Origin of the sequence: Caulobacter sp. Root655 (assembly GCF_001427665.1) — a bacterium.
GTDB lineage: Bacteria > Pseudomonadota > Alphaproteobacteria > Caulobacterales > Caulobacteraceae > Caulobacter.
The window spans coordinates 533052-554628 of record NZ_LMHC01000023.1 but is presented as its reverse complement, the minus strand read 5'-3'; the positions used below and the strand labels follow the sequence as shown (position 1 = coordinate 554628).

The window sequence follows — 21577 nt, the reverse complement described above, 5'->3', positions numbered from 1 at the left end:
CCCCATGGGAGAGGGTTCGCGTTTACCGCCTCACACCAGGTTCGAGATCTCGATCAAGTTCTCATCCGGGTCCCGCACATAGACCGACAGGATCGGCCCCGACGCGCCCGTCCGCTTCACCGGCCCTTCCTCGACCGCCACCCCCAGCGCGCCGAGATGTTCGATCACCGCCTCGATCGGCGTCGAGGACACGAAGCACAGGTCGGCCGAGCCCGGCGTCGGTCTCAGCGCCTTGGGCTCGAACTCCTGGCCAGCCTCGTGCAGGTTGATCTTCTCGCCACCGAACACCAGGGCCGTGCGGCCCTCGCCGAAGGTCTCCACCCGCATGCCCAGCACGTCGCGGTACCAGGCGGTGGTCGCCTCCAGGCTGGCCACGGTCAGCACCAGGTGGTCGAGATAGTCGATGGTGATCATGCCGCCTTCATAGCAGACCCGCGGCGCGGCGCCGAAATAGTGAACGCCGGTCGTCCAAACACCGGCCCACCAGAACGCGGAGTCGCCGTCCTCGCTTTGCGCGTGCAATCTCCCCCCGGGAGCTCGCAATCAGGGGACGGGTCATGAGCGAAGAAACCGCCGGCGGCGGCGTCAGCTACGAAAAGGTCGACGCCGCGTATTTCGACAAGCGCGGACTGAAACGCTATGCGGGCGTGTTCTCGCTGTGGGCCCTGGGGGTCGGAGCGGTGATCTCCGGCCAGTTCTCGGGCTGGAACCTGGGGATGGGCGTCGGCGGCTGGGGCGGCATGCTGGTGGCCACCCTGATCATCACTGTCATGTATCTGGGCCTGACCTTCTCGATCGCCGAGATGGCGGCGGCCCAGCCGCACACCGGCGGAGCCTACAGCTTCGCCCGCGCCGCCATGGGGCCATGGGGCGGCTTCGTCACCGGCCTGTGCGAGAACGTCGAATACGTGCTGACCGCCGCCGTCGTCTGCTTCTTCATCGGCAGCTATCTGGGCGGCATCTTCGAGACGCCGGCCTGGGTGCAACCGCTCTACTGGATCGGGGCCTATGTCATTTTCGTCGGGCTGAACGCCGGCGGGGTGGCGATGTCGTTCAAGTTCACGGTGTTCATCACCCTGCTGGCCCTGGCCTGTCTGGTGGTGTTCTGGGTCAGCGCCCTGCCGCACGCCGACTTCTTCAAGTACGCCATGAACGTTGGCCCCGGCGGGACCGAGCTGAAGGACGGTCATGGACCGTTCCTGCCGGCCGGGGTCGGCGGGGCCCTGGCCCAGCTGCCGTTCGCGGTCTGGCTGTTCCTGGCCATCGAGCAACTGCCCCTGGCGGCCGAGGAGTCGCACACTCCGGCCCGCGACCTGCCCAAGGGCATCATCCTGGGCATCTCGACCCTGATCGTCTCGGCCCTGCTGGTGCTGTGGCTCAACAGCGCCATCGCGCCGGGGGCCTTCGCGCTGTCGAAGTCGGGCGAGCCGATCCTGGAGGGCTTCCGAACGATCTACGGCGGCGGCCTGGCCAAGGTCCTGGCGGCGATCGCGGTGGCCGGCCTGGTCGCCAGCTTCCACGCCATCATCTTCGCCTATGGCCGGCAGATCTATTCGCTGTCGCGGGCCGGCTACTTCCCGCGCGCCCTGTCGGTGACCCACGGGGTGCGCAAGACCCCGGACGTCGCCCTGCTGACCGGCTCGGCCGCCGGCCTGCTGGTGATGCTGGCGGTCTGGTTCATCCTGGGGGCCGAGAAGGGCGCGGCGGCGATCGGCGGCACGCTGCTGAACATGGCGGTGTTTGGGGCCATGCTGTCCTATGTGGCCCAGGGCGTGTCGTTCATCCTGCTACGCCGCAAGTTCCCGCTGATGGAACGGCCCTACAAGAGCCGGTTCGGGGTCACCGGCGCGGTCCTGACGGTGGTGATCTCGCTGGTCACCATCTTCTACCAACTGAAAGACCCGATCTATCGCAGCGGGGTGATCGGCGTGGCCGTCTGGTTCGCGGTCGGCATCGCCTACTTCGCCGCCTTCGGCCGCAAGAAGCTGGTGCTGTCGCCGGAAGAAGCCTTCGCCCTCAACGGCGGCAAGGCGGCCTATGAGACGCATTGACCCGATCGACGGCGGGTTTGGGACGCCAGGTCAATGTAACGCTTTGTAAAAACGAGGCCACCACCTCTGGTGGCGCTGGGGTTCATGCCCTTTAACATCCGCCGAACAGCGTTTTAGGGGATGGACCATGAACCGGGCGGTCGCGACACGCGGCCTTGGCGCGACGAGCGTCGGGGTCGCGTTCCTCAATCCGCTGGTCGCCGAGATCACCCAGGCCCTGCTGGACCTGGGCGGTGCGGCGCATCGCGACCTGGTGGTGGCCTATATCGCCAAGCAGCGCGGCGTCTATCGCCCGCCGGAGAGCCTGCGGCGCGAGCTGGACGCCGCCTTCGCCGCCTATTGCGGTCAGGCCAGCGATCCGCGCGCATCGGGCCTGCTGCACCTGCCCTACGGGCCCTACAGCCATCGCTGGGCGCTGACCGACCAGGCCTATGGCCTGTTGCGCGGCGAAACGCCCGCCAACGCCCGTCGGGGCGTTGGCGTCGGGGCGCGATGAACGTGATGACGGCCTTGCAGGACCTGGCCGACCGCCTGGGTCTGCACCCGGCCCCGCACCGGAAGGCTGACGGCCGTCCCCGGCTGGTGTTCCTGGCCGTCGCCGGCCTGGTCAGCCTGGCGCTGTGGGCGGTCATCGGCTGGGGCCTGTGGCGGCTGATCGTCTGGCTGGGCCAGACCTAGGTCCTTCGAAACGGATGACCCGGCCGCGTCCGGAAGCTAGAGTTTGAGGACCGAGCCTTCGGTCGGGGAGCAGACACACGTGCGTATTGTAGTGACGGCCTCGGTCGCGTTCTCGACCCTGGTGCTGGCCGGCTGCGCCACCCCGCCGCGCCTGGCGCATGATGGCGCCCTTCCAGCCCTGGCCGGCCAGGCCCTGGCCGCCCCGACCAGCCCGGCGGCGCCGACCGAGGCCGACGCGGCCCTAGCCAAGGCGATCGAAGCCCAGGTGCTGAGCCGCCTGGTCGCCGGTGGGGCCGACGCCTCCGGCGCGCGGGCCCCGGCCTATCTGGTGCAGGTGGCGGTCGGGACCTCGCCGCCCGCCGTCGGGGTTTCCGCCGCCGCCGGCCCCCTGGCCGCCCAGGCCCCGTGGCGCAGCGCCCCCACCCGGCTTCGCCTGTGGTCGCGTCGCGGCCCCGTCCGCGTCGCCACCCTCGTGGTCCTCGACGTCGCCACCGGCAAGCCGACAGGGTGGGCCACGGTGCGTTCGTCCGGCACGGATGCGACGGACCTGGCCGACCGACTGCTGGCGGCCCTGAGCTCGCCGCCCGGCAAGGGCCAGGATTAACAATCCGTCATCTCGCAGAACGTCGTTCACCCGATGCTCTGGACACGCTATCGAAGTCCAAAGCCAAAGGTGAGGAAACCCCCATGACGTCGCGACCCATGCTTTCCATCCTGGCGGCGTTCGCCGTCGGCGCGTTCGCCCTTCCGGTCTACGCCCAGATTCCGGCCAACATCACCGCCGCCCTGGCCGACCCGGCCCGTCCGGCGGCCGACACCGCCCGCGACGCCGCCCGGCATCCGGGCGAGATCCTGGCCCTGGCCGGGGTCAAGCCGGGCGCCAAGGCGCTGGATTTCATCATCGGCGGCGGTTATTTCACCCGCATCCTGTCACCGGCCGTCGGCCCGACGGGCAAGGTCTACGCCTACCAGCCCGCCGAATTCATCGCCTACAAGGCCAGCTACGGCGAAGACCTGAAGGCCGTGGCCGGGGCCTACAAGAACGTCACGCCGCTGAACGGCAGTCTCGGCGCGCTGGACCTGCCCGGCGACCTGGACCTGGTGATCACCGTCCAGAACTATCACGACCTGCACCTGAAATCGTCGCCGGCCGGCGCCGCCGCCGCGATCGACGCCGCGATCTTCAAGGCGCTGAAGCCCGGCGGCGTGTTCCTGATCGTCGACCATGCCGCCGCCGACGGCTCGGGGACCACGGCGTCCGACAGCCTGCACCGCATCGACATCGCGGCGGTCAAGAAGGAGGTCGAAGGCGCGGGCTTCAAGCTGGCGGCCGAGAGCCCGCTGCTGCGCAACCCCGCCGACCCGCGCACCCTGATCGTCTTCGACCCCGCCATCCGGGGCAAGACGGACCAGTTCATCCTGAAGTTCGTCAAGCCGTAGGGGGGCGGGGCGGAGCCAGGGACCGTGCGTCCTTCGAGGCTTCGCTACGCTACGCACCTCAGGATGAGGAAGGCAGCACAGAATTCCTCTTCCTGAGGCGCCCTCCAACGGAGGGCCTCGAAGGACGCACGGCGCCTATCCCGCCGCCACCTCCGGCAGTCTCAGCGTGAACGTCGCCCCTTGTCCCGGCGTGCTGGTGCAGGTCACCGCGCCGCCGTGGCGCGCGGCGGCGGCCTGGACGAAGGCCAGGCCCAGGCCGGCGCCGTCGATGGCGCTGGCGCCCGGCCGGTCGAAGCGCTGGAACGGACGGAAGGCCAGGGCGGCCTCCTCGGGCGTCAGGCCCGGGCCCTGGTCGACGACGGCGAGGTCGATGAAGGTGCGGCCGTCGTCCAGCACCGCGGCGGCGCGCACGGTGATGCCGGCCCCGTCGGGGCTGTACTTCACCGCGTTGCCGATCAGGTTGACCAGGGCCCGGGCCAGCACGCCGCGGTCGCCCAGCACCATCATCGGCGCGTCACCGCCCTCCTGGCGGATCTCGATCCGGCGCTGGCGGCATTGCGGCCACAACTCGTCCACCGCCTCGACGGCCACGTCGCAGACGTCGAGCGGCTCCATGATCGTCTGGGTGACCTCGGCCCGGGCCAGCTGCACGAAGCCGTCGGCCAGGGCCAGGGTGCGGCGGGCGCAGGCGGCCAGGCGCTCGGAGACGTCGGCCGGCAGGTCCGGCGTGGTGGCCAGCAGGGCCAGGATCGAGGTCTGCGGCGAGCGCATGTCGTGGGTCAGCAGTTGCAGGGCCTGCTCGCGCTGGCGCATGGCGGCGGTCAGGGGCGTGATGTCGGCCAGGCGCAGGATCCAGCCGGCGTCGCCACCCGCCTCGTCGCGACGGAACACCGTCTGCAACTGGTAGGCGCGGCCGTCGGCCAGGTGCAGGTCGATGGCCCGGCCGCTGTCGGCCTCGGTTGGCCAGGTCGGCGGGAAGGTGCGGCCCAGCGGCTCCAGGGCGTTGAGGGCGCAGGCCAGGGTCCCGCCGGCCGTCGCCTGGGGCGCGCGGCCCAGCAAGGTCCGGGCGGCGGCGTTGGCGGCGATCACCCGGCGCTCGGCGTCGGCCACCAGGGTGGCGTCGGGCAGGCTAAACAGGGCGTCGGCCGAGAACCGCCGCAGGTCGTCGATCCGGGTAATGGCCGCGCCCAGGCTGAAGGCCTGGCGGGCGACGACGTCGCTCTCGAAGCCGGCTTCGTCGCGGGCGGAGGAAGCCGGCCCAGCCGACCGCAGGCGATCCAGCTGATGGCCCAGCAGGTCGTTGACCCGGCCCAGCTGGCCCCAGCCCCAAACCAGCGAGACCACCGCCAGGCCAAGGATCGCCGCCACCGGCGACAGCCACAGGTGGGCGACGCCGAACAGGGCGGCGCTGACGCCCAGGGCGACCGCCAGCAGGCTGGCCAGCAGCAGCAGGGCGGCGCGCGGCGGCAGCACCAGCAGGCCGGCCAGCAGCAGCCACAGCAGGCTGAGCGCGAAGGTCAGGCGGCTGACCAGGCCGGCTGGCTTGACCATCTTGCCGCCGCGCAGGCCGTCCAGCACGCTGGCCTGCAGCTGCACGCCGGTCATGCTGGCCGCGTCGGGGGTGACCGGGGTCGGGAAGGCGGGACCCAGGCCCGGCGCGGTCAGGCCGACGAACACCGTGCGGCCGGCGATCAGCTCGGGCGGGATCTCTCCGGCCAGCACGCTGGAAAAGGCGATCTGGCGATAGCGGTCGGGCGGTCCGGCGAAGGGGATCAGCAGGGTCTGGGCCGAGCCGCGCGTTGCGTCGGGCGCGCCGAACGCCTTGGTGGCGCGATGGACCACGGTCATCAGGTCGGGCGCCAGGTCCGGGCCACCCGCCTCGAACGGGGCCATGCGCCGGACCACGCCGTCGGCGTCGAACCGCACGTGGGCCAGGCCAAGGCCGGCCGCGCCCTGGGCCAATTCGGGCAGCGGCCCGACCAGGGTCGGTGGGGCGCCGTCCTGGCCGTCGGACTCCAGGAACTGTGGCAGGTAGACCTTGCCCGAGCGGGCGATGGCCGAGGCCAGGGCCGCGTCGTCGGTCGGGTCGGGGGCTGGTTGGCTGAACAGCACGTCGTAGACGATGGCCTTGGCGCCGGCCTGGGTCAGTCGGTCGATCATCGCCGCGTGCCTGGCCCGCGACCAGGGCCAGGCGCCCAGTTCGCGCAGGCTGCGCTCGTCGACGCCGACAATCAGGATCGACGGGTCGACCGGCCGGGCCGAGGCCCGCTGCAGGCGGTCATAGAGGATGTTGTCCAGCCGCGTGGTCAGCGGGCTGGCCGTCAGGGCGGCCAGGGCCAGGCTGGTCAGGGCGGCGACGACCAGCCAGCTGAGCAGCCGACGCTTGGTGGACCGGGGCGGGTGGCGTCGGAACAATCGCAAGGGAAGATCCAGGCCCGAAGCGTTTTCGAGTGAAGCGGGTGTCGGTTCGCTTGAGGAAAAAGCGCTGAACAAGGTTCTAGCGACCGATCTGCAATGGCTGCAATGGGCCGAGTCGTTCGGTGTAGGTCCCCTTCTTGAACCGCACCGCGCTGACGCGCCAGCTATAGGCGCCGGGCGGCAGGTCGGTGAGGGTCAGCTGTGGGTCTGTCAGGCCGGGCTGGTCGACGATCGGCGAGACCGGCTCGGTTCCGGAAAACAGCTGGAAGCGGAAGCTGCGCACACCGTCGCCGGCGGCGTTCCAGCGGAACAGGAAGTAGCGGTGCTTGCCTTCGACGCTGGGCGTGGGCGAGGGGCCCGGCTCCAGGGTGTCCAGGTCGCGGTCGAAGCTGTAGTCGGCCCCCAGGCCTTCCAGTCCGCCGCCGTCCAGCGCGGTCAGGCGGATGAAATAGGTGCCGCCCGGCATGTCGTCGAACACCGCGACCGGCTCGGGCGCCGTGGCCTCGGCGAACAGGTCGACGAAGCCGGCGTCGCGCGACAGCTGCATCCGGTAGGCGGCGGCCCCGGCCACGGGCTCGGCGGCGAAGCGGACTATCCGCTCGCTTTGCCGGTCGTCGCCCGCCGCCAGGCGGGGCGGTGGCAGCAAGGCGGTCGGCCCGCTGACAGCGTCGGCGGTGGCGGTGACGCCGAAGCCGGCCGGGGTGGCCGTCGCCGTGTTCAGGACCACGGAACTGGCGTCGGGCGCATAGACCGCCACGGCGCCCTTCAGCACCTCGGTCTGGGCGCGGGCCAGCAGGCCCGGCTGGGCCGGGGCGTAGCGCACCCGGAACTCGGTGCCGCGCACGGCCGAGATCGAGACCGGCGTGCGGACCTCGAAGCGGGCGTTGGGGTTGGTGGTCGGGGTGGCCGACACCGTCCCGCGGCCCTCGTCCAGCTGGAAGATCCGCTGCGGGGCGCTGGTCAGCACCACCTGGCGCAGGCGCACGACGCGCAGGCTGGTGTTGGAGGGCAGGGTGACCCGCGAGGCGTCGGCGATGTCGATGGTGGCGAAGGCGTTGGGGCCGGTGATCAGCCGCTGGCCTTCGAGGATCGCCATGCCGACCCGAGCCGGCGCGAGGCGGCCGCCGGTCTCGACCTGGACCCGGCCGCTGAAGGCGCTGAGCCGGGCGTCGAGCGGGTCGGTGCGGAGCAGGGCCGGGTCGATGCGCAGGCGCGCGCCGATCGGCAGCGCGCGGGGCTGGCTGATCCGGTTGACGCGCTGCACGTGGCGGTAGTCGTTGACGCTGCGCAGATAGGCCTTGGCCAGGTCGTAGAGGGTGTCGCCCCGCTGGACCACGTAGGTGATCGGCGCGTCGATGGGCGAGGGGGGAGGCGGAGCGGTCGGCGGACCGGCCAGGGCCATGCCAGGAACGAGGCTCAACGCCGCGGCGGCGGCGAGGTCCCGCACAGGGGCAAGCTTCATGAGGGAACGGCTCCGGTCGCGGTGTCGGCTTCGGGTTCGCAGGCTTCCAGTCGGTAGCCGAACCCGTAGACCGTGGTCAGTCTAAAGCCGTTCGCGGGCCGAAGGTGAAGCTTTGATCGCAGGCGCGAGATGTGGGCGTCCAGGGTGCGGGTCTCCAGGTCCGGCCGCTGGCCCCAGACCCGGCGCAGCAGGTACTCGCGCGACAGCGGCCGGGCCAGGTTGTTGAACAGCAGCGAGGCCAGCTGGAACTCCTTGGGCGTCAGGGCCTCGACCCGGTCGCCCCAGCCGGCCGTCTGGGCGCCGGGGTCCAGGCGGTAGGGCCCGTGCTGTTCGACCTGCGGGATGGCGGCCGGGCGATAGGCGCGGCGGGCCAGGGCGTTGACCCGGGCCAGCAGCACCGGGGGCTGCAGCGGCTTGACGATGTAGTCGTCGGCCCCGGCGTTGAGGCCCTCGACCAGGTCGGCCTCGATCGAGCGGCTGGTCAGCAGCAACACCGGCGGCGCGGGGGTCAGCACCTCGCCGATCCGGCGCAGGGTCTCGATGCCGCTGAGGTCGGGCATGTTCCAGTCGAGGATGATCAGGTCGAAGGTCTGGCGGCGCAGCTCGGCCAGCAGGCGTTCGGGGTGGGTGAAACTGGTGCAGTCATAACCCGCCGGCCCGAGAAGGGCGGCGACCAGCGCGTTGTGGCTGTCGTCGTCGTCGAGCAGGGCGACTTTCATGGGCTCACTTGCAAACCAGAAGAACTCGCGCGTCCCGCGCTTCGCATGGAGTCGAAGCATGGGACGCGCGGCGGGGCGACGCCAAATCCGTGGGGGGCATGGACCAAGGCGGCCGTCCGCGCTGGCAGACTAGCCCGCCGAAATCCCAACCGCTCCGGTTGTCCCGGCAATTTTACAATGGTTTACAGTCCAGTTCGAGGCCCCACGGTTCCGCTCATCCCGGATCATGTTGGTAGCGGGCGCCTACCCCCCGTACGACCGTCCGCCGCCGCCGAAGCCGCCGCGCGAGATCACCGAACTGCGGCTCTGGACCCGGGCCGGGGCGCGGGCCTCGGGCGCGTCGAAGCTGTCGGAGCGCACCCGCGTGCGGCCGGTGACGTAGTCGCGCGACACCGGATAGCCCGAGCCGTTGACGTAGCCGCCGTCGCGGTCGCGGTACATCGGCGCGCCGCGATAGCCGCCGCCCATGTTGCTGAGCGCCTGGCCGACGATGAAGCCGGTCAGCAGCGGGGTGAAGAAGCTGCCGCCGCCCTGGCTGCTGCGCGGCACGCACTGGTCGACGCCGTAGCGCTCCTCGCAGCTCTGCTGGTCGCCGAACTTGGGCGCGTTGGCGGCGCTGTCCTTCTGGGCCTGGGCGTAGGCGGTGTCGCACTGCTCGGCGGTCATGTCGCCGGAGCTCTTGCACTCGTCCAGGCTGGCGAAGGTCTTGGCGTCGACGCTCGAGACGGCGGCCGGCGGGTCGCCCCACTGGGTGGCGCCGGGCGAGCCGTCGCAAGCGCTGATCGACATCGCCGTGCCGGCCATCAGGCTGGTCAGGGCCAGGCCGCTGGAGCGCAGGCGGCGACGCGGGGGAGAGGGTTGGTCCGACATGGTCGCTCTCCTCAGGCCGTCATGCAGGCGGCGTTGAGCAGGCCGACCGCCAGGGAGATGCTCATCAGATAGACGCCGGCGGCGATCTCGCCCTTCTCGATCCGGCTGGTCAGGTCCTTCATCGCCACGATGCGCACCAGGGTGAAGGCGGCGATCTGGATCACGCCGGCCAGAGCGGCCCAGGCGCAGAACTCGATCAGGCTGACGGTGTTGCTCAGGGCCGAGGCCAGGGGCAGCACGTAGCCCACCAGGGCGCCGCCCAGGGCCAGGGCCGCGGCGACATTGCCCTCGCGGATCAGCTTGGCCTCGTTATAGGGCGTCACCCACTGGTAGATGACCTTGAAGGCCACGGTGAACAGGCCGGCGGCGACGAAGGCCACCAGGAACGCCAGGGCGTTGCCGCCAAATCCGTGCAGGTCGCTCATTCTCATTCCCCCTTGGAGCCGGAGGCTCCAAACTAAACATTAAGAGCGTGGCGGGCGCCAAAACCGCTCACACTTTCGGCTGCCACGCTCTTGGGCGCTAGGCCCGGAATTCGCCGACGTTCAACGCCACGCCGACCATGATCTCGAACGAGACCTCGCGCTGGCGCGTGTCCTCGTTCTCGTTTTCCTGCTGAATGGCTAGCAGAAGCTCGCGGCCGTCGCCCGGCAAATCGCGGGAGAACAGCATGCAGGTCTGGAAGATCCGCCGATCCGGGATGCCGTCGCGGTCGTCGTGGACGTCTTCCCAGAAGCTCACCGGTTCCTGGCTGTCGGCCTCGTCGCCGAACCAGTCGCGCCGGTATTCCGGCAGGCCGGGACCGGTGAAGGTGCGGGCCCGCAGGCGCTTGGCCCAGGCCTCCTCGTCGGCCCGGCCGCCCGGATAGGCGCTGTCCCAGGGGATGAAGACGGTGATGTCGGTGACCCGCTGGCCCTCGCGGTCGTCGGAGACCGCCTGGAACATCACGTTGTCGTCGGTGTAGAACCGGTGGACGAAGCCGCCCTCGCGCAGCTCGACCAAGCCCTGGGCGGTGATTTCCAGGGTGTCGGTGTCGAGCACGAACTTCAGGTCGTCGCCCAGCCGCCGCCAGGCCAGCGTGTCGAGCCAGACCGTGCGGCCCAGGGTGACGTTGCGGATCGCCGGCAGGGCCGAGGCGGGCGCGCTGTCCTTGCGGCCGAAGAGCTTGCTGAACATGAAGCGATCCGAATGCGAAACTCGTCCACATGTACGACGCGCGCCGCCTTCGCAAAAGGGGCCGCGCCATTACCAACTTGTCATGCGAGCACGCAAGGTTGCGCTCTCGACGACTGGCGTTCGTCCGCCCATCTAGTATGAAACACTCATCGCCGATTGGAGACACCGCCCGATGACGACCCCCGCCTGGACTGTTCGCTCGCTGAAGACCGCCCTTGGCGACGGATTCAGCGACGCCATGACGGCCCGCGTCGTCGAGGGCGCCGATCCGATCCTGCTGGTCACCATGCACGATCACGGCGACCTGGAGATCTATGTCAGCGTCAGCGACCAGCAGATCGCCGCCTCGACGCTGCTGTGGCCGGTCGACGAACAGAAGGACCGCCACGCCTTCAACGAATTCCTGCTCAAGGCCCAGAAGCTGGTGCCGCTGTCGAACTTCGGCATCAGCGCGGTCGGCGACCGCGACTATTACGAGCTGTTCGGCGAGCTGGCGACGACCTCGTCGCTGGACGACATTCTGATCGAGCTGCGGGCCCTGGCCGAGAACGCCATCGAGGCCGCCTCGGACCTGCGCTCGTCCTTCACCCCCGCCGCCTGATTCCACGACCCTTCGGAGCCTTCCAATGTCCATCTGGCAAAAGCTGTTCACCCTGGGTCGCGCGGGCGCGCATGACGCCACCTCGGCCGTCGTCGACGCCAACGCCCTGCGCATCCTCGACCAGGAAATCCGCGACGCCGACACCGCCCAGGGCAAGGCCCGCGACGACATGGCCAGCCTGGTGGCCCGCCGACGCATCCTGGAAAAGGAAGTCGCCAGCTTCCGCGACCAGGTCGTCAAGTACGAGGGCTCGGCCCGCGCCGCCGTCACCAAGGGCGACATGGACCTGGCCCGCCAGGTGGCCCAGCGCATCGCCGACCTGGAGTCGGACATCGCCCTGAAGGAGCCGCAGGTCGCCGACATGCGGGTCGCCGAAGACCAGCTGCACACCGCCATCAGCGCCACCGACCGCCGCATCGAGACCCTGCGTCGCGAGGTCGACGTCGTGAAGGTCAACGAGTCCGTCCAGAAGGCTCAGGCCTCGGTCGCCGCGCGCGGCGCCGGCGCGGGCTCGTCGCTGGGCTCGGCCGCCGACAGCCTGGCTCGCATCAAGGAAAAGCAGGCGATCCGCGGCGAGCGCATCAAGGCGGCCGGTGAACTGGAAGACCGCCGCACCGGCGCCGACCTGGACGAGAAGCTGCGCCTGGCCGGCATCCTGCCCGGCCAGTCCTCGGCCGACGACGTCCTGGCGCGCCTGGCCCCGGCCAAGCCGACCCTGCAGATCGAGCAGAAGCCTGACGAGGCTTAGGACGTCCTGAGCCTTTGACGGTCGAGGCCGCGAAACTAGCCCTCGTCCTTCGACAAGCTCAGGATGAGGGCTAGTTTCGCGGCGGTTCAGTAGAAATCCTCATCCTGAGCTTGTCGAAGGACGAGGATTTCGGCCCGAAGGTCAAAGGCTCACCCTATCTTTGCTCCCTGTCCATTGCCTCGGCGCTTGGGCGCGCACTTCGCGCGACCCGAGGGGCCGGATGGACTCAGAGGATGACCACAATGCGCCGCCTCAAGCTGACGCCCCGTCCCGACTGGAAGGCCAAGGCCGAGGCCGTCGGCTTCGTCTACCACCACACCGAGGGCCAGGCCTATTGGGACGAGAGCGTGGCCTACGCCTTCACCCTCAAGCAGGTGGAGGACGACCTGGAGCCGGCCGCCGCCGAGCTCCATGACCTGTGCCTGGACCTGGTCGACGAGGTGGTCGCCAGCGAGGAACTGATGACCCGGCTGGCGATCCCGGCCGAGCACCGCGACTTCGTGGCCGCCTCCTGGCGCGCCAAGTCGCCGTCGCTCTATGGCCGCTTCGACTTCGGCTATGACGGCGTCAGCAAGCCCAAGCTCTACGAATACAACGCCGACACCCCGACCAGCGTCTTCGAGGCCGCCACCTTCCAGTGGCTGTGGCTGGAAGAACTGATCGCCAACGGGACGCTGCCGGCCAACGCCGACCAGTTCAATAGCCTGTTCGAGGCGCTGCGCGACCGGTTCAAGACCCTGTTCCCGACCGGCGGCTTCGTCCACTTCGCCAGCGACGCCGAGGCTGTCGAGGACCGCCAGACCGTGCGCTTCCTGGAGGACCTGGCGATCCAGGCCGGCATCGAGCCGAAGTTCGTGGCCATGGACGCCATCGGCGTCAACGCCGAGGGCCAGTTCGTCGACCTGGAAGGCTTCGTGTTGCAGGCGGCCTTCAAGCTCTATCCGTGGGAGCACATGCTGCGCGAGCCCTATGCCGCCCACCTGAAGACCGCCCAGGTGCGCTGGCTGGAACCCGCGTGGAAGTCGATCCTGTCCAACAAGGGCGCCCTGCCGCTGCTGTGGGAGCGCCACCCCGGCCACCCCAACCTGCTGGAGGCCTATTTCGAGGGCGACCCCGCCGCCTCGAACCTCGGCGGGCGGTACGTGCGCAAGCCGCTGTTCTCGCGCGAAGGGGCCAATGTCGAGATCGTCGGCGGCGACGAACCCGTGCTCGACCAGGGCTATGGCCAGGAGGGCGCGATCCTCCAGGCCTACCACCCGCCGCCGGAATTCGACGGCAAGCGCCCGGTGGTCGGCGCCTGGATCGTCGGGGCCGAACCGGTCGGCATCGGCATCCGCGAGGACGACAGCGTGGTGACCAAGAACCTGGCGCGGTTCGTGCCGCACGTGATCGAGGGGTAGGGGCGCGCACCGCGAGATTCGACCCGTTTCGGACTTTCGTCTGCGCGAGCATCTATGTTGAAGCCGGCAACTGTGGAGAGGCCGTTAGGATATGCCGCAGCGTGGGTTTAGCCGCCTCATGGTCGCGCTTCGGAACCTGAAGCACTTGCCTGCGGTCGTGCGCATGGCGGTCGAGTTGGTCCGTGCGCAAAAGGATGTAGCTCGGCAGGACTATCTTTCCGCTGAGCGTAGGCTCGTGCGCATATATGGCTTAGCGCCTCCTGGTACGGTGGAGTCTACGACGACGAACCTCCTGATGGCCGTGGTGTCGCTTCGGCTCGGAAATTTTCAGGTTGCCGCCGACCTTGCACCAACCGCCGTGAGCAGCATCGGTTCATTGCGAGTCTCCGCCAACCCGGCGGAGCGTGCCTATTTGCAATACGCGGGCCGGCTTGTCTTCGAGGAGGCAACCCGTCGGCTAGGCGCGCCAAAGACTATCAATGTCTCCGTGGACTACGAAGATCTTGACGTCCGAAGGGTCAGAGACTCGCTCAAGAACGCTTTTCCGGTTCACCGCTCTCGCGCCGCGGTCATCCCTCAAATCCATTGAGTTTTTCCAAGCTTCACCACCCATCTCGGACATTTCCAACGTCTGCCTGTTGGAAGCCCACATCCGCCCCGGATGCGGCCGTGCCGGGCGGATGCAAACGCAATGCGGCTAGCAAAACGCCCCGTCCCTCCCCCTTGCGGGGAGGGTGGCCCCGAAGGGGTCGGGTGGGGGAGCCGCCGCATTGAGCGCGGGGAATGGACGTCCTGCACCGGCCCCCACCCGTCGGCTTCGCCGCCGCCCTCCCCACGAGGGGGAGGGACAGGCGTTGAGGCGTCAGCTTGTGGTTCTGGCCATTCCCACTACCGTCCGCGCATGACCCCGCGCGCCATCCCCTATCTCCTCATCGCGCTGCGCGTCGCCGCCGGGCTGCTGATCCTCGCCCTGGCGCTGCTGGTCGGCTCGCCGGCCCGCTGGAGCTGCGCGGCCCTGCTCGCGGTCGGGGTGCTGTCCGACATCTTCGACGGGGTGATCGCTCGGCGCCTGGGCAGCGTCACCGATCGCCTGCGCATCTTCGACAGCCGGGCCGACGTGGTCTTCTGGCTGTGTGCGACCGCCGCCGTCCTGATCCTGCATCCGCGTCTGGTCGCCACGCTCTGGCCGGCGGTCCTGGTGCTGGGCGTGATGGAACTGACGGCCCACGCCGTCAGCTTCGCCCGCTTCCGCAGGGAGGCGTCGCCGCACCATCTGCTGTCGAAGCTGTTCGGACTGGCGCTGTGGGCGCTGCTGACCCAGTTGCTGATCACCGGGACCGGCGGCTTGGTGCTGGCGGTCGCCTTCGCGATGGGCGTGGCCTCGCAACTGGAAGCTCTGGCCATCATGCTGATCCTGCCGGATTGGCGTTGCGACATCCGAGGCGTGCGCCAGGCCCTGGCGCTGCGCCGCGCGGCGAGCGCGGCCTGAAGCCTTGCCGGACGCGCCGCTTTGCCCCACTTGTGAGCGAATGAGTCAGGCGGTCACGATTGAACTGGGCGAGGGCGGCGCGCACGACGCCCGGGCTTTGCGGAGCGCCTTCGGGTGCTTCACCACCGGGGTGACGGTCGTCACCACCACGGGTGAGGACGGCCGCCGGGTCGGGTTGACCGCCAACAGCTTCACCTCGGTGTCGCTGGACCCGCCGCTGGCCCTGGTCTGCGTCGACCTGAAATCCAAGAGCCTGCCAGCCCTGGACGCGGCCGGCCGGTTCACCGTCAACGTGCTGCACGCCGACCAGCAGCTCATGGCCCGCCAGTTCACCCTCAAGGAGGGCGACCGCTTCGCCGGGGTCGAGACCGAGGCCTGGAGCACCGGCGCCCCGATCCTGCCCGGCTGCATGGCCAATTTCGAATGCGTCACCCACCAGGTCTTCGACGCCGGCGACCACCGGGTCTATGTCGGGCGGGTGGTCAAGCTTCGCTACGATCCCGGCCACGAGCCGTTGGTCTATCTGCAGGGCCGGTTCCGCCGGGTGCATGTGGAGGAGTAGGCTTGGTGCGTCCTTCGAGGCTTCGCTACGCTACGCACCTCAGGATGAGGAATTCAAAGCCAACCCACGGTCCTCATCCTGAGGTGCGAGCCGCAGGCGAGCCTCGAAGGACGCAGGGCGGAAGAAATTTGCGGGATACGCGCGTGTAGTCGGGTGCTATTGACGCGCAAAACAAGGTCTAGGGAGCGTATCATGCGGACGATCAGCCATTTCGTGAACGGACAGACCCTCGAAGGGACGTCCGGCCGCTTCGGTGACGTGTTCAACCCCAACACCGGCGAGGTCCAGGCCCGCGTGCAGCTGGCGAGCGACGCCGAGCTGGACGCCGCCGTCCAGGCCGCCGCCGCGGCGCAGATCGGCTGGGCCGCGACAAATCCGCAGCGCCGGGCCCGGGTGATGTTCGAGTTCAAGCGCCTGATCGAGCGCGACATGAACGCCCTGGCCGAAATGCTGTCGTCCGAGCACGGCAAGGTCGTCGCCGACAGCAAGGGCGACATCCAGCGCGGCCTGGAGGTGATCGAGTTCGCCTGCGGCATCCCCCACATCCTCAAGGGCGAATATACCGAGGGCGCGGGGCCCGGCATCGACGTCTATTCGATGCGCCAGCCGTTGGGCGTCTGCGCCGGCATCACCCCGTTCAACTTCCCGGCCATGATCCCGATGTGGATGTTCGGCATCTCGATCGCCGTGGGCAACAGCTTCATCCTCAAGCCGTCGGAAAAGGACCCGACCGTGCCGGTTAGGCTGGCCGAGCTGATGATGGAGGCCGGCGCGCCCGCCGGGGTGCTCAACGTCGTGCACGGCGACAAGACCGCCGTCGACGCCATCCTGACCCACCCGCTGATCCGCGCCGTCAGCTTCGTTGGCTCGTCGGACATCGCCCACTATGTCTACCAGACCGGCACGGCGCACGGGAAACGCGTCCAGGCCATGGGCGGGGCCAAGAACCACGGGATCGTCCTGCCCGACGCCGACCTCGACCAGGTGGTCAAGGACCTGTCGGGCGCGGCCTTCGGCTCGGCCGGCGAGCGCTGCATGGCGCTGCCCGTCGTCGTGCCGGTCGGCAAGAAGACCGGTGACGAGCTGCGCGAGCGGATGGTCGCCGAGATGCAGACCCTGAAGGTCGGGATCTCCACCGACCTCGACGCCCACTACGGCCCGGTGGTCAGCGCCCAGCACCGCGCCAAGATCTCGGATTACATCCGGATTGGTGTGGAAGAGGGTGCGGAATTGGTGGTCGACGGCCGCGACTTCGCCCTGCAGGGCTTCGAGAAGGGCTTCTTCATCGGCCCCTCGCTGTTCGACGGCGTCAAGAAAGGCATGAAGACCTATCAGGAAGAAATCTTCGGCCCGGTGCTGCAGATCGTCCGTGCAGAGACCTTCGAGGAAGCGCTGGCCCTGCCGTCCGAGCACCAGTACGGCAACGGCGTGGCGATCTTCACCCGCAACGGCAAGGCGGCGCGCGAGTTCGCCTCGCGGGTCAATGTCGGCATGGTCGGCATCAACGTGCCGATCCCGGTGCCGGTGGCCTACCACACCTTCGGCGGCTGGAAGCGCAGCGCGTTCGGCGACACCAACCAGCACGGCGTCGAGGGCGTGAAGTTCTATACCAAGGTCAAGACCATCACCGCGCGGTGGCCGGAGGGCGACCACGAAGGCGACGCCTTCGTCATCCCGACGATGAAATAGGACGAGGGCGGGGGGCGATGCGAAGACTGGACCGAACCTTCAACGTCATCGCCGCCTGCCTGATGGGGCTGATCCTGACCACGATCTCGACCATGGGCTCGACCACGGGCGCCTTCGCCCAGTCCCTGGACGCCGCCGAAATGGCGGCGGTCGGCCAGTACGGCGAGCGCGCCGCGCCGCTGACGGTGTTCGAGCGGGACGGGACCTTGCGTGTCGATGGCCAAGGCCATGCCGACGCCGGACTGACGCCGCTGGGGCGCGGCCGCTATCGCATCGACGGTGGCGGCGAGCTGGCGCTGGAACCGGTCGCCGTGCGCCTGGACGGAACGCGCCTGGCCCGCCACGATTTCGGGGCCGAGGTCGAGGCCGGAATCCGGGCGGCGGTGCGCGCCGACCCGGACGCCCTGCGGGCCAAGGCCCTGGCCGCCACGCCGCCGGTCGAGACGGCCGACCATCGGCCCGCCGACCTCGTCGACCTGGCGACCGTCGACCCCGCGATCCGCTTCGACATCCGCTACGCCGGCCCCGACAACTTCATGGGCCTGCCGCTCTACGAGCGCGCCGCCGCCTACATGCAGCGTCCGGCCGCCGAGGCACTGGCGCGGGCGGCCAAGGCCCTGGAGGCCAAGGGCTACGGCCTGCTGATCCACGACGCCTACCGTCCCTGGTTCGTCACCTGGATGTTCTGGGAGGCGACTCCGCCGCGGGACCACATGTTCGTCGCCGACCCCGCCCAGGGGTCGCGTCACAACCGGGGCTGCGCGGTGGACCTGACGCTGTACGACCTGAAAACCGGCAAGCCGGTCGAGATGCCCAGCCGCTACGACGAGATGTCGGGCCGTTCCTACGCCGACTTCATCGGCGGCACGACGCGCCAACGGGCGCTACGGGTCCTGCTACGCGAGGCGCTGATGGCCGAAGGGTTCGAGGTCTATCCCGAGGAGTGGTGGCACTTCGACTACAAGGACTGGCGAAGCTACGGCATCGGGACGAAGACGTTCGATGAGCTGGCCGGTGCGGGAGGCTAGCGCGGTCGCCCTCTCCCAGCGGGAGAGGGTTCTAGGAGCGCGGCCGCCAGGCCAGGATGTCGGCGCTGCGCTCCACCCCCACCCGCGAACAGGTGGCCTTCAGCGAACACGCCCCGCAGCGGGGCGCGTGATGGCCGCACAGCAGTTGCCCCAGGCCCTTCATCAGCCAGTGCAGCTCGTACAGGTCCTCGGCCGTCCAGCTGTCGGGAACCAGGTCCATCAGCGCCCGATAGGCGTGGGCGGTGTCGTAGCTGGCCGGGATCAGGCCCAGCCGGCCGGCGACACGGTGGACGTGGGTGTCGACCACCAGGGCCCGCATGTTCAGCGGGCTGAAGTTGAGCACCGAGGCGGCGACCTTGACGCCGACGCCGGGCAGGCCCTGCAGCCACCAGCGGGCGGAATCCAGCTCCAGCTCGCTCAGATGGTCGAGCGACAGTTTCCAGCCGCTGCGCACCTGGATCAGGCGCAGGGCGTGCGGCAAGTGGCGGGCCTTGTCCTCGGGATAACTCACCTCCTTGATGAGCTCCAGCACCACGGCGTCCGGCGCCTCGGCCAGCTCTTCCCAGGTCGCGAAGCGGTCCTTGAGCCGGTGATAGGCCGCCCAGGACACCGCGTCCTTGGTCCGGCCGCTGATCGCCGACTTGACCAGCTGCGACACCGGGTCGAGCCGCCTGGTCGGCCGCTGCGGCCCGAACGTCTTCAGCAACGCGTCGCGCATCGCTTCGAGCGGGGAGGTCGAGAGGTCGAGGGAAAGCTGCATGGCGATTCTCGTTCCGGAACGTAACGAGAACATAGATAACGCGAAGGCGTTTGTCGAGTTATCCCCAGCTTCCGCCCGGAAGATCAGCGTCTAGGGTGGTTCAGCAGCGCCGTGATCCGTCGCCGCAGACGCTGCAAAGCCACTTTCACCGGCGTGGGAGCCGGGACCGGATCGGGGCGTTCCTCGGTCGGAAGCTCGACGCCGGCGAACCGGGCGATCAGGTCGCGCAGCTCGGGTTCCTGCACCGCCAGGGCGGCCTCGACCGGGCTCATCCATTGCAGGACGCGCTGGCCCTTCTCCGGCCAGGTGGCGTGCTCGCCGGTGACTTCCAGCGGGAAGACATCGACCGTGACGGGACGCCCGACGCCGCTCTTCAGGCGCTTCAGATAGGGATAGTCGCCGATCGGCCGCTCGACGATGCGGCCGTCGAGGCCGGCCTCCTCATAGGCTTCCTGGGCGGCGGCCAGGTGGTCGGCCTTGCCCTTCATCGGCCAGCCCTTGGGGATCACCCAGCGACGGGTCTCGCGGGACGAGACCAGCAGGATCTCCAGGCCGGGCGGCGCGGCGCCATCCGCGCCGGAGGCGGCGCGCCAGGGCAGGGCGGCCACCTGGCGGCGCCGCTGTCCGGTCTTGCTTCCCCCTTGCTTGCCGCCCGCCAGATCGCTCACTTCATCCAGAACCCTAGGTAATAGAAGGTCGCGGCCACCAGGCCTGCCGCGGGCAGGGTCACCACCCAGGCGGTGACGATGCTCTTGGCCACGCCCCAGCGGACGGCCGAAACCCGGCGCGAGGCGCCGACGCCGACAATAGCGCCCGTGATCGTGTGAGTCGTCGAGACCGGAACGCCGATATGGGTCGCCAGGAACAAAGTAATCGCCCCGCCGGTCTCGGCGCAGAAGCCCTGCATCGGAGTCAGGCGGGTGATCTTGCTGCCCATGGTGTGGACGATGCGCCAGCCGCCGAACAGCGTGCCCAACGCCATGGCCGCCTGGCACGACAGCACCACCCACAGCGGGATCGTCCCCGGCGCGTTCGTCGCGCCGTGGGCGTAGAGCAGGGCGGCGATGATGCCCATGGTCTTCTGGGCGTCGTTGCCGCCGTGGCCCAGCGAGTACATGGCCGCCGAGACGAACTGCAGCTTGCGGAACACCTTGTCGGCGAAGAACGGCGACGACTTCAGGAACGTCCACGAGACGACCAGCACCAACACCAGCGCCAGCAGGAAGCCCATCAGCGGCGAGACGACGATCCCGGCCGCGGTCTTGCCCAGTCCCGCCCATTGCACCGCGCCGAAGCCGCCGACCGCAGCCACCGAGGCGCCGACCAGGCCGCCGATCAGGGCGTGAGAGCTGGAGGAGGGGATGCCGGCCCACCAGGTGATCAGGTTCCAGCTGATCGCCCCCATCAGGGCCGCGAAGATCAGCCGGTCGCTGATGATGTGCGGGTCGATGATCCCCGAGCCGACCATCTTGGCCACGTGCAGGCCGAAGAACAGGAAGGCGATGAAGTTGAAGAACGCCGCCCACAGCACGGCCCACTTGGCCGACAGAACCCGCGTCGAGACGATGGTGGCGATCGAGTTGGCGGCGTCGTGCAGGCCGTTGAGGAAGTCGAAGCCCAGGGCGACGATCACCAGGAAGACCAGGATAATGAAGGTGGGGTCCACTAGACCTGCTCGATCACGATACCGCTGATGCGGTTGGCGACGTCCTCGAAGCGGTCGACCACCTTTTCCAGGTGGCTGTAGATGTCGACGCCGACGATGAAGGCCATCGGATCACCCGTGCGGTGGGCCAGGAACAGCGCCTTGCGGCCTTGGTCGTACATCAGGTCGGCCTGTTCCTCGATCTGGGTGACCCGCACGGCTAGTTCGGTCAGCCGGTGGGCGTTCTGGCGCATCTTGGGCAGCAGGGCCACGGCCTGGACGGTCAGTTCGGCGGCCTCGACGATGATCCGCGCCATCTCGCGCATCTGCGGCTCGAAAGTCTTGACCTCGAACAGGCTGACCACCTTGGCGGTCTTGCGCATCTGGTCGATGGCGTCGTCCAGCGAGGTGGTCAGGTCCTGGATGTCGCTGCGATCGAACGGCGTGATGAAGCTGCGGCGGATGGCGCCCATCACCTGGCGGGTGATCTCGTCGGCCTCTTCCTCGTGCTGGTAGACGCGGCCGCTGGCGGCCTCGATGCCGTCGCCGCCTTCCATAAGGTCGCGCAGCGCCTGGGCGCCCAGCACCAGGGTCGCGGCGTGTTGCGAGAACAGGTGGAAGAAGCGGTCTTCCTTGGGCATCACGGCCCGGAACAAACCCAACATGGTCGCTTCATCCTCTTGTTCGAAGCGCGGAAATCGCACGCGCGCTCCGACCACGGAACAACGCGATGTCTGGCCGGACCGGAACCATGGAAGTGGGCCCTGTTCAAGCCCTTGTATGACGGTTTTGTAACGGTCGTGGCCTCTGGGCGCCGCCCCCGGGCTTTGGCAGTGTGTCG

At 69.1% G+C, this 21577-nt stretch carries 23 protein-coding genes and 1 pseudogene; 13 read left to right on the top strand and 11 right to left on the bottom strand.

Going from position 1 to position 21577, the window contains the following annotated elements; translation table 11 throughout:
- Nucleotides 1-30: 30 nt before the first annotated feature.
- A complete protein-coding gene (locus ASD79_RS17550) occupies nucleotides 31-522 on the bottom strand; it encodes a VOC family protein (RefSeq protein ID WP_235524496.1) in 492 nt (163 codons plus the stop codon).
- Nucleotides 523-557: 35 nt separating this feature from the next.
- On the opposite strand from ASD79_RS17550, the gene ASD79_RS17545 reads away from it, so the two are divergent.
- From ASD79_RS17545 to ASD79_RS17525, 5 genes are all read left to right on the top strand, one after another.
- Nucleotides 558-2051: an amino acid permease gene (locus tag ASD79_RS17545; protein ID WP_056723902.1), complete on the top strand. Its 1494-nt coding sequence runs from the start codon at nucleotides 558-560 to the stop codon at nucleotides 2049-2051.
- A gap of 127 nt (nucleotides 2052-2178) precedes the next feature.
- The gene (locus ASD79_RS17540; RefSeq protein ID WP_056723900.1) at nucleotides 2179-2547 is read left to right on the top strand and encodes a hypothetical protein; all 369 of its coding nucleotides are present in this window, start codon (nucleotides 2179-2181) and stop codon (nucleotides 2545-2547) included.
- Nucleotides 2544-2729, top strand: coding sequence for a hypothetical protein (locus tag ASD79_RS17535; protein WP_056723898.1), 186 nt, complete (start codon nucleotides 2544-2546; stop codon nucleotides 2727-2729). Before ASD79_RS17540 ends, ASD79_RS17535 begins: the two co-directional genes overlap by 4 nt.
- 79 nt (nucleotides 2730-2808) lie before the next feature.
- Entirely contained in the window at nucleotides 2809-3333 is a 525-nt protein-coding gene (locus ASD79_RS17530) for a hypothetical protein (protein WP_156400555.1), read from the top strand.
- 83 nt (nucleotides 3334-3416) lie between these two features.
- Nucleotides 3417-4169 carry a class I SAM-dependent methyltransferase gene (locus ASD79_RS17525; RefSeq protein ID WP_056723893.1) on the top strand — a complete coding sequence of 251 codons (753 nt, stop codon included), beginning with the start codon at nucleotides 3417-3419 and terminating at the stop codon, nucleotides 4167-4169.
- A 135-nt stretch (nucleotides 4170-4304) separates the two neighbouring features.
- Here ASD79_RS17525 and ASD79_RS17520 read toward each other — a convergent pair whose 3' ends face one another.
- From ASD79_RS17520 to ASD79_RS17495, 6 genes and pseudogenes are all read right to left on the bottom strand, one after another.
- Nucleotides 4305-6590 carry a CHASE2 domain-containing protein gene (locus tag ASD79_RS17520; protein WP_056723891.1) on the bottom strand — a complete coding sequence of 762 codons (2286 nt, stop codon included), beginning with the start codon at nucleotides 6588-6590 and terminating at the stop codon, nucleotides 4305-4307.
- A 76-nt stretch (nucleotides 6591-6666) separates the two neighbouring features.
- On the bottom strand, nucleotides 6667-8049 hold the full coding sequence (locus ASD79_RS17515) for a FecR domain-containing protein (RefSeq protein WP_056723889.1): 1383 nt from the start codon (nucleotides 8047-8049) through the stop codon (nucleotides 6667-6669).
- Nucleotides 8046-8777, bottom strand: a pseudogene (locus ASD79_RS17510) (response regulator transcription factor); the annotation flags it as partial. The gene ASD79_RS17515 and the pseudogene ASD79_RS17510, both read right to left, overlap by 4 nt.
- Before the next feature lie 234 nt (nucleotides 8778-9011).
- Nucleotides 9012-9638 (bottom strand): DUF1190 domain-containing protein, encoded by a 627-nt coding sequence (locus tag ASD79_RS17505; protein WP_056723883.1) that lies wholly within the window; start codon nucleotides 9636-9638, stop codon nucleotides 9012-9014.
- An 11-nt stretch (nucleotides 9639-9649) separates the two neighbouring features.
- On the bottom strand, nucleotides 9650-10063 hold the full coding sequence (locus ASD79_RS17500) for a DUF350 domain-containing protein (RefSeq protein ID WP_056723881.1): 414 nt from the start codon (nucleotides 10061-10063) through the stop codon (nucleotides 9650-9652).
- 97 nt (nucleotides 10064-10160) lie between these two features.
- The gene (locus tag ASD79_RS17495) at nucleotides 10161-10814 is read right to left on the bottom strand and encodes a DUF2491 family protein (protein ID WP_056723879.1); all 654 of its coding nucleotides are present in this window, start codon (nucleotides 10812-10814) and stop codon (nucleotides 10161-10163) included.
- A 172-nt stretch (nucleotides 10815-10986) separates the two neighbouring features.
- Here ASD79_RS17495 and ASD79_RS17490 point away from each other — a divergent pair, with 172 nt between their 5' ends.
- From ASD79_RS17490 to ASD79_RS23495, 8 genes are all read left to right on the top strand, one after another.
- Entirely contained in the window at nucleotides 10987-11415 is a 429-nt protein-coding gene (locus ASD79_RS17490; protein ID WP_056723877.1) for a YjfI family protein, read from the top strand.
- Nucleotides 11416-11440: 25 nt separating this feature from the next.
- A complete protein-coding gene (locus ASD79_RS17485; protein ID WP_056723875.1) occupies nucleotides 11441-12163 on the top strand; it encodes a PspA/IM30 family protein in 723 nt (240 codons plus the stop codon).
- Nucleotides 12164-12405: 242 nt separating this feature from the next.
- Entirely contained in the window at nucleotides 12406-13563 is a 1158-nt protein-coding gene (locus ASD79_RS17480; protein ID WP_056723872.1) for a glutathionylspermidine synthase family protein, read from the top strand.
- 295 nt (nucleotides 13564-13858) lie between these two features.
- Complete coding sequence (locus tag ASD79_RS24030; RefSeq protein ID WP_156400554.1) at nucleotides 13859-14152, top strand: hypothetical protein; 294 nt, start codon at nucleotides 13859-13861, stop codon at nucleotides 14150-14152.
- 312 nt (nucleotides 14153-14464) lie between these two features.
- On the top strand, nucleotides 14465-15052 hold the full coding sequence (locus tag ASD79_RS17470) for a CDP-alcohol phosphatidyltransferase family protein (protein ID WP_056723868.1): 588 nt from the start codon (nucleotides 14465-14467) through the stop codon (nucleotides 15050-15052).
- A 40-nt stretch (nucleotides 15053-15092) separates the two neighbouring features.
- The gene (locus ASD79_RS17465) at nucleotides 15093-15614 is read left to right on the top strand and encodes a flavin reductase family protein (protein WP_056723867.1); all 522 of its coding nucleotides are present in this window, start codon (nucleotides 15093-15095) and stop codon (nucleotides 15612-15614) included.
- A 192-nt stretch (nucleotides 15615-15806) separates the two neighbouring features.
- Nucleotides 15807-17303 carry a CoA-acylating methylmalonate-semialdehyde dehydrogenase gene (locus tag ASD79_RS17460; protein WP_056723865.1) on the top strand — a complete coding sequence of 499 codons (1497 nt, stop codon included), beginning with the start codon at nucleotides 15807-15809 and terminating at the stop codon, nucleotides 17301-17303.
- A gap of 17 nt (nucleotides 17304-17320) precedes the next feature.
- The gene (locus ASD79_RS23495; RefSeq protein ID WP_082584999.1) at nucleotides 17321-18331 is read left to right on the top strand and encodes a M15 family metallopeptidase; all 1011 of its coding nucleotides are present in this window, start codon (nucleotides 17321-17323) and stop codon (nucleotides 18329-18331) included.
- A 31-nt stretch (nucleotides 18332-18362) separates the two neighbouring features.
- Here the strand turns inward: ASD79_RS23495 and nth are convergent, their stop codons facing one another.
- The 4 genes from nth to ASD79_RS17435 all read right to left on the bottom strand — a co-directional run bounded on the left by nth (nucleotide 18363) and on the right by ASD79_RS17435 (nucleotide 21401).
- Complete coding sequence (gene nth / locus ASD79_RS17450) at nucleotides 18363-19091, bottom strand: endonuclease III (protein ID WP_056723863.1); 729 nt, start codon at nucleotides 19089-19091, stop codon at nucleotides 18363-18365.
- Nucleotides 19092-19174: 83 nt separating this feature from the next.
- Nucleotides 19175-19759, bottom strand: a complete 585-nt coding sequence (locus ASD79_RS17445; RefSeq protein ID WP_056723861.1) for an NUDIX hydrolase — start codon at nucleotides 19757-19759, stop codon at nucleotides 19175-19177.
- Nucleotides 19756-20757: an inorganic phosphate transporter gene (locus ASD79_RS17440; protein ID WP_056723859.1), complete on the bottom strand. Its 1002-nt coding sequence runs from the start codon at nucleotides 20755-20757 to the stop codon at nucleotides 19756-19758. The genes ASD79_RS17445 and ASD79_RS17440 overlap by 4 nt, the downstream gene beginning before the upstream one ends.
- Nucleotides 20757-21401, bottom strand: a complete 645-nt coding sequence (locus tag ASD79_RS17435) for a DUF47 domain-containing protein (protein ID WP_056723857.1) — start codon at nucleotides 21399-21401, stop codon at nucleotides 20757-20759. Before ASD79_RS17435 ends, ASD79_RS17440 begins: the two co-directional genes overlap by 1 nt.
- Between the last annotated feature and the right edge of the window lie 176 nt (nucleotides 21402-21577).

Coding starts and splice junctions, on each gene's coding strand:
- ASD79_RS17545 (WP_056723902.1), top strand. CDS start 558: ATGAGCGAAGAAACCGCCGGCGGCGGCGTCAGCTACGAAAAGGTCGAC.
- ASD79_RS17465 (WP_056723867.1), top strand. CDS start 15,093: ATGAGTCAGGCGGTCACGATTGAACTGGGCGAGGGCGGCGCGCACGAC.
- ASD79_RS17460 (WP_056723865.1), top strand. CDS start 15,807: ATGCGGACGATCAGCCATTTCGTGAACGGACAGACCCTCGAAGGGACG.
- ASD79_RS23495 (WP_082584999.1), top strand. CDS start 17,321: ATGCGAAGACTGGACCGAACCTTCAACGTCATCGCCGCCTGCCTGATG.
- ASD79_RS17495 (WP_056723879.1), bottom strand. CDS start 10,814: ATGTTCAGCAAGCTCTTCGGCCGCAAGGACAGCGCGCCCGCCTCGGCC.
- ASD79_RS17505 (WP_056723883.1), bottom strand. CDS start 9,638: ATGTCGGACCAACCCTCTCCCCCGCGTCGCCGCCTGCGCTCCAGCGGC.
- nth (WP_056723863.1), bottom strand. CDS start 19,091: ATGCAGCTTTCCCTCGACCTCTCGACCTCCCCGCTCGAAGCGATGCGC.
- ASD79_RS17540 (WP_056723900.1), top strand. CDS start 2,179: ATGAACCGGGCGGTCGCGACACGCGGCCTTGGCGCGACGAGCGTCGGG.
- ASD79_RS17485 (WP_056723875.1), top strand. CDS start 11,441: ATGTCCATCTGGCAAAAGCTGTTCACCCTGGGTCGCGCGGGCGCGCAT.
- ASD79_RS17490 (WP_056723877.1), top strand. CDS start 10,987: ATGACGACCCCCGCCTGGACTGTTCGCTCGCTGAAGACCGCCCTTGGC.
- ASD79_RS17525 (WP_056723893.1), top strand. CDS start 3,417: ATGACGTCGCGACCCATGCTTTCCATCCTGGCGGCGTTCGCCGTCGGC.
- ASD79_RS17500 (WP_056723881.1), bottom strand. CDS start 10,063: ATGAGCGACCTGCACGGATTTGGCGGCAACGCCCTGGCGTTCCTGGTG.
- ASD79_RS17535 (WP_056723898.1), top strand. CDS start 2,544: ATGAACGTGATGACGGCCTTGCAGGACCTGGCCGACCGCCTGGGTCTG.
- ASD79_RS17480 (WP_056723872.1), top strand. CDS start 12,406: ATGCGCCGCCTCAAGCTGACGCCCCGTCCCGACTGGAAGGCCAAGGCC.
- ASD79_RS17515 (WP_056723889.1), bottom strand. CDS start 8,049: ATGAAGCTTGCCCCTGTGCGGGACCTCGCCGCCGCCGCGGCGTTGAGC.
- ASD79_RS17435 (WP_056723857.1), bottom strand. CDS start 21,401: ATGTTGGGTTTGTTCCGGGCCGTGATGCCCAAGGAAGACCGCTTCTTC.
- ASD79_RS17470 (WP_056723868.1), top strand. CDS start 14,465: ATGACCCCGCGCGCCATCCCCTATCTCCTCATCGCGCTGCGCGTCGCC.
- ASD79_RS24030 (WP_156400554.1), top strand. CDS start 13,859: ATGGCCGTGGTGTCGCTTCGGCTCGGAAATTTTCAGGTTGCCGCCGAC.